This is a genomic window from Paenibacillus agaridevorans (genome assembly GCF_018604145.1).
In the GTDB taxonomy this organism is placed as follows: domain Bacteria; phylum Bacillota; class Bacilli; order Paenibacillales; family Paenibacillaceae; genus Pristimantibacillus; species Pristimantibacillus agaridevorans.
The window spans coordinates 845,920-862,112 of sequence record NZ_CP075889.1 but is presented as its reverse complement, the minus strand read 5'-3'; the positions used below and the strand labels follow the sequence as shown (position 1 = coordinate 862,112).

The window sequence follows — 16,193 nt, the reverse complement described above, 5'->3', positions numbered from 1 at the left end:
TAACGTCTACAGCTGCTCGTTCGCCTACTTTTTGGAGCCATAAGCGTTATTATCGCCTATGGACGCTAATCAGAGTTACTATCCGGTCCATCGGCGTTTTTAACGTCTACAGCTGCTCATTCGTCTACTTTTTGGAGCCATAAGCTTTATTAACGCCTATGGACGCTAATCAGAGGTACTTTCCGGTCCATCGGCGTTTTTAACGCCTACAGCTGCTCGTTCGCCTACTTTTATGACCGCCAACCTATTTTTCCTATTACATCTGAAGCTCATTATCCACAGCCCGGTATGTTGCATCATTTCCCATAAAATGAATAAAGGCGGCAGTGTGGCCTGGCCGCCATTAGTGATCGGGATGATGAAGCTGGCTATAGCAGCCCCATAGAGGAAATATGTCTCCGCGTGGATTCCGTGCCGCATTCGTATAACAACCGGTAGATCCTCGTAATGATTTCATCGCTGGCGCCGTTAATCGTTTCATCATGGTCGCTCTTAGCGACAGGCCTTGCGTAATAGCCAAGCTCCGCCTCCGCCATGCTCGACAGCTCTTCGAACAGCTCGCGAAGACGCGACACTTCCTCTTCGTTCGCAACGATATCCAACTCGTAAGCGGCCGCCTCGGGATCGGTCAATATTTGCCCCGCCTGGACGGATACATAGAGATGCTGCCGTTCTTCGTCGCTTCCGCGCAATTGCTCGCCTTGACCTTCCATTATCTGAATTCACCTCCATCGCTTGTACAGCTTGCGACAAACTTCGGGTTATGCCTTCCTTAGCTTCCCCTTGTGGACAGACATTTTATCCCTTTTTTCCGCATATAACTGTTTATTATCGCAACTGGAGTCCAGCATAGAGAGGAATGAGATAGATGTGTGGAATTACCGGCTGGATCGATTGGAACAGTGACTTGACCCGGGAAAGCGCCGATCTGGAGCGCATGACCGAAACGCTTGCGCCGCGCGGGCCGGACGCAGCAGGCACCTGGATTTCCGCGCATTGCGCGCTAGGACATCGCCGCTTGTCCGTCATCGATCCCGAGAATGGCGCCCAGCCGATGATCAGGTACACGGGCGACGATCAATACATCGTTGTCTATAATGGCGAGTTGTACAACGCGCCCGAGCTCCGCAAGGAACTGCAAAGCAGAGGAAGAACGTTCACGACGACATGCGACACCGAAGTGCTGCTCGTCTCTTTCATGGAATGGGGCCGCTCCTGCGTCGAGCGGTTTAACGGCATTTTCGCATTCGCAATCTGGGATGTGACAGCACAGGAGCTGTTTCTCGCGCGCGACCGGCTTGGCGTAAAACCCTTGTTTATATGCAGAGTCGACGGGCTTTTCCTGTTCGGATCCGAGCCGAAATGCATTCTGGAGCACTCCGCCGTGAAAGCCGAAGTTGGTGCCGAAGGACTCGCGGAGATCTTTGTCATGGGTCCCGCGCGCACGCCGGGCCATGGCGTGTATAAAAATCTCACTGAACTGAAACCCGGTCAATGCATGGTCGTTAGCCGTGCCGGAGTCAAAACGATCACTTATTGGCAGCTTCGCAGCACGCCTCACGAGCATTCCGTCGAGGAGACGGCAAAACATGTCGGAGAGTTGTTGCGCGATACGGTAGAACGTCAGCTTGTTTCCGACGTGCCTGTCTGCACGCTGCTGTCTGGAGGCCTCGATTCCAGCGCTCTAACGACGTTTGCGGTCCACTATTATGATGCTAATGGGCAAGGCAATGTGCATACCTATTCCGTTGATTATCGGGATAATGACAAACATTTTCAGGCACATGCCTTTCAGCCGAACAGCGACGCGCCCTGGATTGAACGGATGACCTCCCATCTCGGAACGGTCCATCATCCGATCCAGTTCGACACGCCCGAACTCGTCGACGCGCTTTTGGACGCTACGCTTGCCCGCGATCTGCCAGGCATGGCCGATGTTGACGCGTCGTTGCTGCTCTTCTGCCGCGAGATCAAGAAAGGCGCAACCGTGGCATTGTCAGGCGAAGCTGCGGACGAAATATTCGGCGGTTACCCTTGGTTCCACCGCGAGGAAGCGCTGAAGGCCGATACGTTCCCTTGGTCGCTTGCTACGGCTATGCGCGCAGACCTCCTGTCCCCGGAAGTGGCCGCTTGGATCAAGCCGCAGGAGTATATCAACGACCGTTACGCCGATGCCGTGGCCGAAGTTCCGAAGCTGGCCGGCGAGGATGAGCTGCTAAGCCGGATGCGGCGCATGTCCTACCTTAACATAACGAGATTTATGCCGACGCTGCTGGACCGCAAGGACCGGATGAGCATGGCGGCGGGTCTCGAGGTGCGCGTCCCGTTTTGCGATCACCGGCTGATCGAATACGTGTGGAACATCCCTTGGGAGATTAAGACGGCGGGAGACCGCGAGAAAGGCATTCTTCGCAAGGCGCTGCAAGGCGTTCTGCCGGACGATGTGCTCTATCGCAAAAAAAGCCCTTACCCGAAAACGCATAACCCCAACTATTTGACCGCGGTCAAGGAGCTATTGCTCGACGTGCTAAACGATCCGAACTCCCCGATTCTTCCTTTGATCGATATAAAGAAAGTCAGGTCGTTGGCGGAATCCGATTCCGCGAAGTCCAACATTCCTTGGTTCGGCCAACTAATGTCTGGCCCGCAGATATTCGCGTATTTGTACCAGGTCAACCTGTGGCTGAAGCATTACAAGGTAAGCGTAGGCTGAGAGAATAAAAAGCGATTTTCTTCAAGAAAAGGGACCTCAACCCCCACAATAAAGTGGAATTCGAGGTCCTTTCGTTTGTAATTCAGGATGTTTACATGTCATGCAAGCACTTTCGGGGCAGCCGTTTCATTTAAGAGACATCGCTCGAAATTATTGCTGCTTCATAAGTAGAGGAAGAAGCTTTCGAAGCGCATCTCCCCTATGGCTGATTGCTCCCTTCTCCTCCTTGCTCAGCTCCGCCATGCCTCTGCCAAGCTGCGGAAGCCAGAAGAGAGGATCGTAGCCGAAACCTCCGTCTCCGTGCGGTTTGTCCGTGATGACGCCGTCGACCGTGCCCTCCGCTTCCACGAATTCTCCTGTGGCAGGGTCGTACAGCGCAAGGGCGCAGACGAACTGCGCTTTGCTGAGTTGCCGAGAACCATCCTCCAGTTGCTGCTCCGAACAGCTGGCGCCGATGCTCGTAAGCTCCCGAATCAGCTTGGCGTTATTTTCTTCGTCGGCCGCTCCTTCCCCTGCATATCGGGCCGAATAGACGCCCGGCTCTCCGCCGAGCGCTTCAACGCGCAGACCCGAGTCGTCCGCAAGCGCCGGTACGCCTAATGCGTCGCCAGTCGTCTTCGCTTTAATTCGGGCATTCGCCGCAAAAGTGTCTCCGTCCTCAACAATATCCGGAATTTCCGGGAAATCGTGCAGACTAAGGACTCGCTTGTCCAGCTTACCCAACGCATGGGCGAATTCTTTTAATTTACCGTTATTTTTCGTCGCGACGACAATGGCGTCATTTCCTAATCCGTCTCGGCTTCCTGCAATAATATTGCCCTCTCCCATACGGTCAACCTCTGATCCGATCGGCGATCGGTCCCAGCACCTCGCGCTGCTTCGCGAACAGCTCGTTGATTCCGCCTTCCGCCAACGCAAGCAGCTCGTTCAGTTCTTCCCGGGAGAACGTTGCTTCCTCGCCTGTCCCCTGCACTTCAACAAATCGACCTTGCCCCGTCATAACGACGTTCATGTCGACCTTCGCCTTGGAATCCTCTTCGTAGTTCAGATCAAGCAATGCCCGCTCCCCAATGACCCCTACGCTGACCGAAGCCAGGAAGTCGCGGATCGGGAATTTGGAGAAATTGGCAGTTGCGGACAGCTTGTTCACGGCGATTGCCAATGCGACAAAGGCGCCTGTAATCGAAGTTGTTCTGGTGCCGCCGTCTGCCTGGATGACATCGCAATCCAACGTAATCGTGCGTTCGCCCAGCGCTTGCAGATCGACGACCGATCTCAAAGCCCTGCCGATCAGCCGTTGAATTTCCATCGTACGGCCCGTCAGCTTGCCCTTAGCCGCTTCCCGATGGTTGCGGGAATGGGTCGCGCGCGGCAGCATCGCATATTCCGCAGTTACCCAGCCTTTTCCTTGTCCCTTCATAAAAGGCGGGACGCGCTCCTCCACGCTTGCGGTGCAAATCACCTTTGTGTCGCCGAATTCGATCATGACCGAACCTTCCGCATGTTTATTTACGTTTGGCGTTATCGTGACCGAACGAAGTCCATTCGGTTGTCGACCGTCGTTTCTCATCTTATGTATGCCTCCTGAACTATTATCCGTCTCCGACCGACTCTTGCAGGTCGTTCCTATTTTAACAAAGTGTACCCGCAATTGCACCCTGGCATCTGAGCATAGCTAATAATTGCATCTCCGCGACCACATAGAGAAGGGACGAACCCGCGGCGCCGCGGCGTTCGTCCCTTCCCGTTTATACTAGTCTTATGACTTCAGCGCGTTCACATGATGCGGCCGGCCGACCGGCTTGCTGTAATCGTTGTTGTTGGTGTCCACCAGATTGGACTCGCCATTGATGCGGATCTGGACTTCGGCTTCTCCCGTCGTCTCCGTAAGGGAGAGCACGACCGCTTGCAGCATTTCCGCCGGCAATTGATGACCCGATTCATAAACGGCGTCTTCCAGGTCTACAAAGACAATGCCGTCCTTCTCTTCGATGCTCGCTACTTCCACATCCGGCAAAATAACGCTGTTCAACGCCTTTTTGTTCAGCGGCCCTGCGATGAGCTCATCCATAGCCGCCAAGGCCGGCGAATCTGCTCGGGAGATCAAGCGAGTGATCGGCACGTAATATTGTTCGTCGTTCATCGTATCGGCCGAGAAGTACAGCGTCACCGGCGAAGAGTTCGTAATGGCGACGCCGTCCGCCAGCTCGATGTTGATGCCGATTGCACGGGTAAGCTCGCCATTAATCGGGAATCCTGCTACAGGCATTTCTGTCAACGGTTCGCCTTTCACGGACAGTTCTACTCCTTTAATACCGCTCATGGCGGTCAGCGTCCAAGTAATGGATTCGATAATGTCACGCTCGTCCGCCGCGTTGTAGCTAATAAACGGCTCGGAAAAGTCGACTTGGGCGATCTGACGCTCCTTATCGTAGTTGTAGCTCAAAATCTGCGTGCCTTGCGGTATCAGCGCGCGGAAGTCCTCCGGCAGCGTAGATGCGTATGTGCCGCCATCCACCATCAGCTCCAGCGCCTTCTGTCCCGGCATCTCTTCGGCACCGTAAGCGATCGGAATCGAGATAGGCGCCAAGTAACCGTTTCGATCTTGCAAATACACGGTCAGGCTGGAGCCCCCCGCTTGCCCGTCCACCGGAGCCTGTCCGGTAGGGTCGTTGTTTTCCGTCGTTTCCACCTGTGACGGCGGCGGATCGATCGACTTGCTTGTTTGCTGCGAGAACAGTCCGCAGCCTGCCGTAATGACCGGCAATACGAGTACGGCGGTTAATGCGGTATGGCGAATCCATCTTTTTTGAACCATGATTACAATTCCTCCCCAATGAATATTGCCTGTCGGCTTTGTACAACTCCTTATTTGTAGTACTATGTATACGAGCCCTTCCCTGTTTTAGACCAGTTTTGTCCACAAAATCATGAGGGGGAACAAAGAAGATGAGCAATCCCGCAAAATATAGCTTAAATAGTAAAAAGGTGGCTGAAGCCACAGAAGAATGGCTGGAGAAACGCGGAGTCACCAAAATGGAAATTGCCGAGCTCGTGCATTTCCTGCAGAAGGATTATTTCCCCGAGCTGACGCTGGACGAATGTATGATTCATGTAGATGCCGTGTTGTCGAAGCGCGAGGTACAGAACGCCGTTCTGACCGGCATTCAGCTTGATATGCTGGCGGAGGAGGGCAAGCTGCTGCCCCCATTGCAGGAGATGATTCAACATGACGAGGGCTTGTACGGCTGCGACGAAATATTGGCCTTATCGATCGTCAACGTGTATGGCAGCATCGGGTTTACGAACTTCGGCTTCATCGACAAAGTGAAACCGGGCATCCTCGTTAGGCTTAACAGCAAGACGGAAGGCGAGATCCACACTTTCCTGGACGATATCGTCGGCGCCATCGCGGCGTCCGCGGCCAGCCGCATCGCTCACCGCAAGCAGGCGGAACGCGAGGGCGAAACGACGCCTCCGCTGGACTAGTAGCTGGGGCAGTTCGCGACCGCGCGGTGTGCTGCAAGCCGAGAAGGTCGGCTTAGAGGATTATCGAAGCAAACTTTTTTGCTTCGTTGAGCGTTGCGGGCACCAGTTGAGCCATTGAAGCAAACTTTTTTGCTTCACTGGGGTGTGGAGCGCTGCTAATCGAGATGCTCGGCTATACTCTTATGCAAATAGAGAGCAGTCCTCAAATGTCATCCAACGGAGACTTTGGAGCTGCTCTCTTTTGCGTAAGACATATGAGCTCCTACTCCTAGTAGGAGAATATTATTCCGATTCACTAGCGACGATGCCCACTCGCTGCGAATACAACATTCAACGCGCTGTCTGGAGGTATGTCTTGTTGGGCAAATAGTGAATGGAGCGCACGAAACGAACCGTTTTTGTTTTGGCGCGCATGACGATGGAATGGGTCTCCGCCCGTTCATCCGGGAAATATCGGACGCCGCCAAGAAATTCGCCCGGGGTGACCCCCGTAGCCGCGAAAATAACATCCTCCGTTCCGACCATATCTTCCATCGTCAGCACCTTATAAGGCTCAGCAATGCCCATCGCGATGCAGCGGTCGTATTCCGCCGCGTCGGCGGGCATCAATCTCCCCTGCAATTCGCCTCCTAGACATTTCAGCGCGGCAGCCGCGAGCACCCCTTCCGGCGCTCCGCCCGACCCCACGTACAAATCAATTCCCGCCTCCGGAAAAGCCGGCGCCATAGCCCCTGCTACGTCCCCATCGGATAAAAATTTGATGCGAACGCCAACCTTCCTTAGCACTTTGATGCTCGCCTCATGACGGATACGGTCGAGAATCATCACCGTCAGATCGGACACCTTTTTGTTCAGTGCTTCCGCCGCTTTGGACAGAGTCTCCTCCAGGGGATCCGTTATGCTGAGCTTGCCCACCAGAGCAGGCCCGTAAGCCAGCTTCTCCATATACATATCCGGCGCATGCAGCAATTGACCTTTGCCTGCGACTGCAATGACGGACAATGCGTTGTTCAGCCCCTTGGCGACGATCTCGGTCCCTTCCAACGGATCCACTGCGACGTCGACCTCGGGACCGTTCAAGCTGCCCACCTCTTCGCCAATGTATAGCATGGGCGCCTCATCCATCTCGCCTTCGCCAATGACGACCGTTCCCCTTATCGACACCGAATCGAACATCGCTCTCATTGCGGAGGTTGCGGCTCCGTCTGCTCCGTTTTTGTCTCCACGGCCCATCCATGGCGCCGATGCCAATGCCGCCAGCTCCGTAACTCTTACAATTTCTAGCGCAAGCTCTCTCTCCATACTCGCTCACTCCTCGTAGGTTCATCTCTTTTTTGGGTTGCATTCATCTATTAGCACTCATTTTCATTATTTAATATGTATCATATATTTAATTATGACGCAATATATAAGGGTGGAATCTTCATTAAATCATCATTTTTATTTTAGGTCCGCGTTTAAGTCGGTCATCGATCTACTCCTCCCGTTAGGCACACTTTTCCGGATTTAAGTCGGTCACATCGATCTACTCCTCTCGTCACACATACTTTTCTCTGCACAGACAAAACAAAAAAGAGCCCTTACCATGACTGGTAAGAACCCTCTTCTCCATCTCAATTACTTGCATGCTAACTAGCGTATACCTCGATTTCAAACAACGACGGCCATAGGGCGGAAAACTTTGTCCGTGACGAGAATGCGGATGTAACGACTCTCAGCCGACTTCTCCATAGTAACGATTTCCTTCCAATCGCCCTGGCTTAATACGCGATCGTCACTGAAAACCGTGCCCCAATCGTTGCTGTCTGCACTGAGATCTCTCCCTGCACCTTCGTCAGTACCTGGAATGAATCCCGTAGGCACGTTTCCAAGTCAGAACAAGCCGCTTCAGTCGCTTACAAGCGAGCCGTACACCTCAAGCTCCCATAGCGAATATCCCCAAGGCGTGCCGCGAACGGTGCCGTACATCCGGATATGCCTTGCTTCTTCGCCACTTAGCGCGATTTCGTCCAGCCCTCCGTTGCCGTTTTCCTCGCTGAACAGGTCTATCCAATCTCCCTCGCCCGGAACGACGGCGGTTGATGCCTGCAGCTTATATGCCTTGGCGTAAGCTCCCTCCCATTGGAGCGTAATGCCATCCAGTGCATAAACGCCGCCAAGATCGATGGCGAGCCACTGCGGGTCCGCTCCGGTGACGGACTCCCAACGCGTGCCGGCGTTGCCGTCGAACGCGCGGGAAGCGGCCCCGGCCGCGCCGTTTTCGCTAGACGCGCTGGCGCCGCCAGCGCGTGGGAGCGCCACATTAGGCGCTGCCGTCTGTATCTTTTGCTGCACCGATGCAACGCCATAGCCCGGCGCCTCGATCGCGATGGAATAAGTCGCGATAGCAGGGAATAGCTCCGCAGCCAGCGTGATGACGCCTGCTTCCATCGTCACCTGCGCGGGCGAAGCCGCCGCGCCGTTTACAAGCACGCGAGCTACCGCCGCGCGCCACTCCGCGTCATCGTCGAAGGTCAGCGCGATGGGCTGACCCATCTTATTGTCCACCGAGTCGGCGGCAAGGACCGGCGGAGCCTTCACTTCTTTGATCGCAACGTTGTCGATAAAGACGGTATGTTCCTCGTCCGGCGTCGTTAACGCCCCGCTCACGACATTGCCAAGAAGAAATTTCAGCGACAGGTTCACATTGGACGAAGGACGCAGCGTTGTCTTGTGCACGTCGTCCGAATTCGTCGTCAAAGCATATGTCACCGACTGGTTATTATTGTAACCGCCAAGTTCCGTAACAATAGGCCTGCTTTCCGTCGACCACGCGTTGAAGCTGAGCTCATACGTCTTGCCGGCCTCCAGCCTGATGCCGGATTGGGTGAACTGCGTAGACCACCCTATCGGCACGTTCCAGGCGGGATGCATCCCCCCGTGCCAATGGATAACGGCCTTGGCCGCGTCGTTCTCCGCTGTAACCGTAGAATCCCCGCCTTCGCCTTCCCACACTTCCCAATTCGCTAGCCCTTGCGACATACTGCCGTTCAGGACAAGGTTGCCGTCGCCGGCCAGCATCTGCTGACGTACCGCGACATCCGCATATCCTGTCGACTTCAGCACGATATCGTAAAGTCCCTCTTCCGCAAAAACTTCCGCCGCGATGACGATCTCGCCGTCGCCCTTCTCGTACAAACCGGCGTCCAGCGCCGTCCCGTTCACCGCGACCTGCGTCAGCGCTTCCGCCCAACCAACCGATGGAGAATGAAGCAGCGCGACGGCTTCCCCGATGCGATTATCCGATTCGTCCGACATGACGGTCGCGGGCTGCAGAAGCGGCGAGTACTGCACGGCGAGTACCACGTTGTCGATCGTTATCGCATGCGCTCCCGAAGGACTGTTCGCCGTCTTGCCGGTCATGATCTTGAGCGCCAGAATTTCGTCCATCGGCATTCTAAAGACGAATTCGAAGCGCCGTTTCTCCCCCGTCAACGCAAGCGCTCCCGAGAAGAACCGCCTGACATAACCCTCGTTCTCCAGCGATACCTCGATGTCGCGGGCTACGTTCGCGGAAGCCTCGAAGGACAAGACGTAGGTCAGGCCGCCTTCCAGCTTCAGATTCGACTGATTCAGCATAATGTTCCAACCGGCCGAGCCGACGTTCGTCACGTTAATGCGTGCCTCGCCCCCCACGTTCTCGAATGTCGCCGCACCGCCCTGGACAAACGGCTCCCAACCGCTCAGACCGAAATGGAAGTCGCCGTTGCGCACGGGATACAGATCAACTCCCGAGAAATCTACATTTCGGTTCGACGTGCGAATCAGGGTCACATTGTCCAGGTAAACGTCAACCGAAGAGCCGCCAAGCGCAATGTCAAGCTCCGCCTCCGCGTCCGACACGCCGGCCGGCATATCGAACTCCGCTACGGCAATCGTTGCCCGTTCCGTTCCGAGCAGCACGCTGAATGGTCCGGCAAAGACGGCGCCGTCCTTGCCCCGCAGCCGCACCTCGATGCTTCGCGCGCCGTCCGCCCAACCCTCCAGCGACAGCCGGTACGTATCGCTCTGCAGCAGCTCGATGCCCTTCTGACTCAGTACGATATCCGAAGGAGACGCGCCGCCTGCTTCGATACTCGCGCTCAAATAACGTTCGTCGGGCTTCACTCCCAGCACCGCCGAAGCCGTGCCTCCCGCATATACATGCCAATATTTCATGCGGTCCATCGTCCCCAAATCGAAGGAGCCGTTGTAGACGTGATTGCCGTTGTCCAGCGGCTTCTTGGGATCGTCGGGCGTGTTTACCATGTCGATCTCCTCGACGCGGACATTGCCGATCCAGACATCGGCAACATTCTGCCCCACGTTGAATTCCAAGCGAGCCGCCGCGTTGGTGTCGCCAGTCATCTGGAACCGATATTCGTAGGATTTCACGACTTCCGTTAATCCCGCATCGAAGTTGTCGGAATAGATCGCCCAATTGCTGTTGGCATCCCCGCCGAACTTGGTGCTCATATTCCGGGCCGCCGACGCTTTCGCGTCGAAGCTAAGCTTATACGACTTGCCTTTGACCAGCGTCAAATATTGAATGAGCTGCAAAGCGTAATTCGCGTTGCCGCCCGCGGTCAGATCCAGCTTGGCGAACTTCGCGCCGTCTATCGTCTCGACGCTCGCCGTCCCGGAGCCGCCGAACTGATTATCGTGCAGGAAGTTCCAATAGACGGGGTCCATGTCCGGCGCAGCATCCGTCACGCTGTTGATGCCTTCCGCGAAACCAATATCGTACAGGAAATTCCCGCCTACGGCTTCCTTGCCGCCTTTGGGGAATTCGTCAGCGACAAGCCGCGGCTCAACCGGCTCCAAATAAGGCCGCCCCGTCAATTCGTATACGCGGACGTAATCGACCACCATTGTGGCAGGGAAAGCACCGGGGTCCGGCAGCCGTCCGCCGTCGTAATTGCCCCCTACCGCAAGATTCATAATGATGTAGAACTCCTTGTCGAACGGAGCCGGGAACGCGTATTTGTCCGGCTGACCCGCCCCCCAGCTATGCCAATCGTTAATCGTCTGGTACAGATTGCCGTCCACGTACCATCTCAGCTCTCCCGGCTCCCATTCCAGCGAATACGTATGGAAATCGGTAAAATCTTCGCCTTCCGGGAACACGTAATGCGAGCCGGCCGCCTTGTTATTAGGCGCTCCCTTGCCGTAATGGATCGTGCCGTCCACCGTTTCCGGCAGCCGCCCTCTCGCTTCCATAATATCGATCTCGCCGGAGGAGGCCCAGCCGCCGTACTCGGAATCCCTCGGCATCAACCAGAACGCCGGCCAAAGTCCCTGCCCCGCAGGGAGCTTCATGCGGGCTTCGAATTTGCCGTATGCCTTGCCGAAAGTCGGGGACGTCCACAGCCTTCCCGACGTATACGACTTGCCGCCATAGGATTCCGGTTTTGCTTCCAGGAGCAAGCTGCCATCCGCGACCTTTACATTGTCTTTCTTGTAATATTGCAGCTCGTTGTTGCCCCAACTATCGAGGCCGTAATCGCTGCCCGTTCCTTGCTGGTAGGCCCATCTCGCCAGATCAAGGCCGTTGTCGTCAAGCTGCGTGCCCGTTCCGTCGAATTCGTCGTTCCAGACCAGCGTCCACATCTCTACGGCCAGCACCTCCTGCGAGACGGAAGCAGGCTCGTAGCCGACAGCTTTGATCGTAATGCCATACATGCCCGGTTGTTCCAGCACGCCTGCCGCAAGCGTAATCGTTCCGGCGCCGATCGTATAATCGCCCGGGTCCAATGCCTCGCCATTGACGATTACGGCATAGATGCCTTCCCGCCAGACCGCCGAGTCCGCGAACGTAAGAGTCAGCGGAGCATCGATCAGATTTCCCGTTGCGTCCGGGGAGACGGCTGGGGGCTTCGGCAACGTAATGTCGTTCGACGTGCGGGCTTTTTCGCCAGTCGCCTCCATGGCGCCTTTCAACTCGAATCTTACGTTATCGATAAACAGCTCATGACCGATCGTCCCGTCCTGATTCGCCATCTTGCCGAGCAGAAATTTGAGACTCGCATTCTCGTCGCTGTTCATCGTAAATTCGTAGCTGTAGGTTTGCGTGTAATCTTCCAGCCGCGCAGGCTGATTCAAGAACCGCGTGTAAGCCGCGTTCTCCGCGGTCACTTCGATGGTGCGCGGCATCGTCGAGCGAGCATCGAACTTCACGATGTACGTCTTGCCCTTCTTCAGCTCCACCGTGTCCTGCGAGACAACGATGTCCCAAGGATTAAGCCCGGCGTGCCCGATTTCGGCTTTAAGCGCGCCTGCTACTCCGGATACTACGGCCGTGGACGGACCGTCATAGATGCCCTGCACATGACTGTTCCAGCCTGCCAACCCTTCGTCGAAATAACCGTTCTTCGCCAGGAATACCGCGTCGCGCGCCCCTTTCAGCTCCAGCTTGACATTATCCACATATATTTCATGCGCGGATAGCGCCGCAGCCCCGTCCAGCTTGCCGAGCAGCATCTTGAAGGAAGCCGTCACGTCAGCCGTAACAGGAAGCTCGTAGCTGAATGTCTGCCATTCCGAAGTCAAACCGACCCGCTCCGATAGCAGCCTCGTATTGCCGTAATCCACAACAAGCTCGGTTTCCCTTATCGTAGTCGATCGGGCATCGACAGATACGATATAGGTGAGACCTTTCGCCAGCTCGAAGTCGGTCTGCATCAACATGACATCCCAAGGATTATTGCCCACGCTGGACACCAGCCCTTTCATGGCGCCTTCCTGAACGGAGAAAGCCGTAACGCCGTCCCAACCATCGTATCGTCCCTGCACATGCTCGCTCCAGAACAACTTGCCATTGGAGAAATCGCCGTTCTTCAGCGGGAATTGCGCATTCAGCTCGGGCTCTCCTACGTTATTGTTCGTCAGCCTGGTCAGACGAATATCATCCATCCGAACATCGGCATCCGCTCCGCCGAACATCAACAGCAATACCGCGTTGCGATCGGTAGCTCCATCCATGCGGAGGGATACCGTTCGGCCCGTCAAATCGCCGGGCTCAAGTTCTGCTTGCCCCTCGTCATAGACAGTGCCGTCCGTCGAAGCTAACGCAACCGTTACCGTTCTGTTGGCTGCGGCGCTTCCTTGGAACGAAAGGGAATAATCATTGCCTTCAATAAGCTCGATCCCGCTCTGCGCAAGCACGATGTCCCCTGCCTCGCCCCCTGCCCGGGAGATGCTTACCGCGAGCTGCCTCTCGACCGGATCTACCGAGACGGCCGCTTCCGCTCCTGCTTTCGTGGAAAGCTTCCAGTAAGTGAGTCGGTTCAAGTGTCCGAGATCGAAGTTGCCGTTAAATACGTGATTGCCGTCCGCCAGCGGCGTCTTGGGATCATTTTCCTTGTACGGATCCGCCGCAGCCACTTCTTCCAGCTTCACATTCCCGATCCAGACGGGATTTGTGGCGAGTCCCATATTAAATTCCAGCCGCGCCAACGTATCCGTCTCCGCCGTCATCTGGAACGTCATTTCGTAACCTTGCAACGAATCGTTCAGTCTTGCCTCCAGACTGTCGGAGTAGACCGACCAGCCCCGGTTCTCCCCGCCGCCGAGCTTGACGGTCATCGTGCGGCTTGCGTTCGACTTGGCATCGAACGACAGCTTATACCATCTTCCTTTGCCCAGCGTCACGTTCTGAATAAGCTGTACCGCATGGACCGCGTTTCCTCCGGCTGCGATATCGGCTTTGGCGAACCGCTTTCCGTCGAGTTCTTCCACAGAAACCGTTGCTTGGCCGAGAAATGTGCCTACGGTCACGAAATTCCAGAAGTCCTTGTTCAAAGACTGGCCGGCCTCCGTAACGTTCGTAAAGGTCTCCCCATACTCGCCGTCGTAGACGAAATTGCCGTTTATGGGCGCCTTATATGCATCGGGATATGGCTCCGCATCAATTTGCGGTTCGAGGGGCTCGCGGTATTCCCAGCCATCCGGTTCGTACACACGTACGTAATCGACGAGCATCTGAGCGGGAAGATCGCTTTCCTTCGGCAGTCTCCCGCCGTCGTAATTGCCGCCGATCGCGAGGTTCAAAATCATGTAAAACGGCTTATCGAACGGTGCCGGATAGGCGTATTTCGCCGGCTGGTCCGCCCCCCAGCTATCCCAATTATTTAAGGTTTGATACAAATTCCCGTCCACGTACCAGCGAATCTCTCCCGGCTCCCACTCCACGCCGTACGTATGGAAACCCGTAATGTCTTCTCCCTCGGGAAAATGGTACTCGTCTCCCGTCGCTTTGTTGTTCGGCCAATTGCGGCCGAAATGGATCGTTCCGCCGACCTCCTCCGGAAGCCGTCCGCGCGCCTCCATAATGTCGAGCTCGCCCGAGGCTGCCCAGACGCCGTATTCGCTGTCCTTTGGCATCATCCAGAACGCTGGCCAGACGCCTTCGCCTGCGGGCAGCTTCATGCGGGCTTCGAACTTGCCGTACGTTTGGGAGAATGTCGGTTCCGTATAAATCCGGCCGGACGTATACGGCTTGCCTTGGTGCGTCTCCTTCTTGGCGGTCACGATCAGCATATCCGTCTCTTCGTCAACGATCATGTTCTCGGATCTGTAATATTGCTGTTCGTTGTTCCCCCAGCCGTCCAGCCCGTATTGCGCGCCGGTGCCCAGCTGGTATCCCCATTTGTCCAAGTCGATTCCGTTGTCGTCCAAATTATCCCCTGAACGGTCGAATTCATCGTTCCATACCAGCCTCCAGGCTTTCTCCGGCTCCGTCGTAGGGCTTGGACTAGGCTCGGCGGACGGCTCCGCGGTCGGACTCGCCGTCGGACCCGCCGTCGGTCCGGTCGTTGGTCCCGTTACCGGCCGGGATGTCGGAGTCGGACTTGGCCGACTCGTACTGCTGCCTCCCTGAATCGCAATGCCGGCATCGTTCACGATCTCGCCGATGAAGCCGCCATTGTCGCGGAGTTCGCTTCCTTCCGCCCCGTACCGGAAAACAAGGCTATCGATGCGAGCATCATTCTCAAGCTCAATGATCGCTTCGCTCTCCACCTGGAGAGTGCCAACCTGCGATCCCTCGCCAACTACGATGCGCACGGGTCCGCCCTTTTTGTTGACAACAAGCTCGTCTGCATCGGTATCTGTCAGATAAATGCTGTTTACTCCGCCTCCGCTTACGAACAAATTCCCTAAAATCGACGTTCCCTCGAAAAACGCCTCGCCTTCTCCAACCCCCGGCGCAATGTAGACATGGTCCTTTATGGTGGAGTCCATAATCCGAACACCGCTTGTTCCAATCAGAAGGTTGCCTTCATATACAACATCCCGAATAACACTTGCCTTCCCAATGACTTCGCCAGCCAGCGCAGCCAGCAGGGAGACTGCTTCGGCACGCGTTACCGCACGCAGCGGCCGAATCGTCCCGTCCGGATAGCCGTTCATATAGCCACCCGAGACGAGTCGAGTCATGGATTCTGCCGCATATGCGTGAATGGATGAAGCATCGGAAAAAGCAGAGAGGTCCTTGCCAGAACCCATTTTCGTTAAGGCGAGCTGAAAGGCGGTATCCAAAAGCTTTGCCGCATCCTGCCTTCGAATGGGATCCCCTGGTTTGAAAAAGCCGCCAGGGAAACCCGAAATTACGCCTGCAGCTGCCGCGTTTCTGACATCCGCCGCATACCATGCCCCGTTCTCCACATCGCTGAACGCAACGGAGCCGCCGTCTATGTATTGGAATAAAGTATTTAGAAGCTTCGCGAACTGTGCCCGGGTTACGGGCTCATTCGGGCGCAGCGAGCCGTCCGGATAACCGGATAGCAATCCTTGCGCAATCCAATCCCGCATTAATGCTTCTCCCCAAAGCTTCTCGCTCTTAAAAGCCGCCTCCTTGCCTTGATCGCCTGTCGAAGCGGATGCCGGCGCCGGCATCAGGCTGCATACGATAGCCAGGATCATAAGCCAACTAAGCCATTTTTTTCGCATGAATGTATACACTCCTAACCTGACA

At 55.8% G+C, this 16,193-nt stretch carries 8 protein-coding genes; 2 read left to right on the top strand and 6 right to left on the bottom strand.

What is annotated here, in order from left to right; genetic code table 11:
* Window positions 1-368: 368 nt before the first annotated feature.
* Window positions 369-713: a hypothetical protein gene (locus tag KJW29_RS03405; RefSeq protein ID WP_187104786.1), complete on the bottom strand. Its 345-nt coding sequence runs from the start codon at window positions 711-713 to the stop codon at window positions 369-371.
* 155 nt (window positions 714-868) lie between these two features.
* Between KJW29_RS03405 and asnB the strand changes: the two genes are divergently transcribed.
* Window positions 869-2,713, top strand: coding sequence for an asparagine synthase (glutamine-hydrolyzing) (gene asnB, locus KJW29_RS03400; protein ID WP_214628765.1), 1,845 nt, complete (start codon window positions 869-871; stop codon window positions 2,711-2,713).
* A 150-nt stretch (window positions 2,714-2,863) separates the two neighbouring features.
* Here asnB and rdgB read toward each other — a convergent pair whose 3' ends face one another.
* The 3 genes from rdgB to KJW29_RS03385 all read right to left on the bottom strand — a co-directional run bounded on the left by rdgB (window position 2,864) and on the right by KJW29_RS03385 (window position 5,531).
* A complete protein-coding gene (gene rdgB, locus KJW29_RS03395; protein WP_214628764.1) occupies window positions 2,864-3,541 on the bottom strand; it encodes an RdgB/HAM1 family non-canonical purine NTP pyrophosphatase in 678 nt (225 codons plus the stop codon).
* Between the two features lie 4 nt (window positions 3,542-3,545).
* The gene (gene rph, locus KJW29_RS03390) at window positions 3,546-4,283 is read right to left on the bottom strand and encodes a ribonuclease PH (protein WP_108993644.1); all 738 of its coding nucleotides are present in this window, start codon (window positions 4,281-4,283) and stop codon (window positions 3,546-3,548) included.
* Window positions 4,284-4,472: 189 nt separating this feature from the next.
* A complete protein-coding gene (locus tag KJW29_RS03385) occupies window positions 4,473-5,531 on the bottom strand; it encodes a GerMN domain-containing protein (RefSeq protein WP_214628763.1) in 1,059 nt (352 codons plus the stop codon).
* A gap of 131 nt (window positions 5,532-5,662) precedes the next feature.
* Between KJW29_RS03385 and KJW29_RS03380 the strand changes: the two genes are divergently transcribed.
* Entirely contained in the window at window positions 5,663-6,202 is a 540-nt protein-coding gene (locus KJW29_RS03380; RefSeq protein ID WP_214628762.1) for a phosphatidylglycerophosphatase A family protein, read from the top strand.
* A 330-nt stretch (window positions 6,203-6,532) separates the two neighbouring features.
* Here KJW29_RS03380 and glpX read toward each other — a convergent pair whose 3' ends face one another.
* Both glpX and KJW29_RS03370 read right to left on the bottom strand, forming a co-directional pair.
* Window positions 6,533-7,504, bottom strand: a complete 972-nt coding sequence (gene glpX / locus KJW29_RS03375) for a class II fructose-bisphosphatase (protein ID WP_214628761.1) — start codon at window positions 7,502-7,504, stop codon at window positions 6,533-6,535.
* A gap of 585 nt (window positions 7,505-8,089) precedes the next feature.
* Entirely contained in the window at window positions 8,090-16,168 is an 8,079-nt protein-coding gene (locus KJW29_RS03370; protein ID WP_214628760.1) for a carbohydrate binding domain-containing protein, read from the bottom strand.
* Window positions 16,169-16,193: the final 25 nt, after the last annotated feature.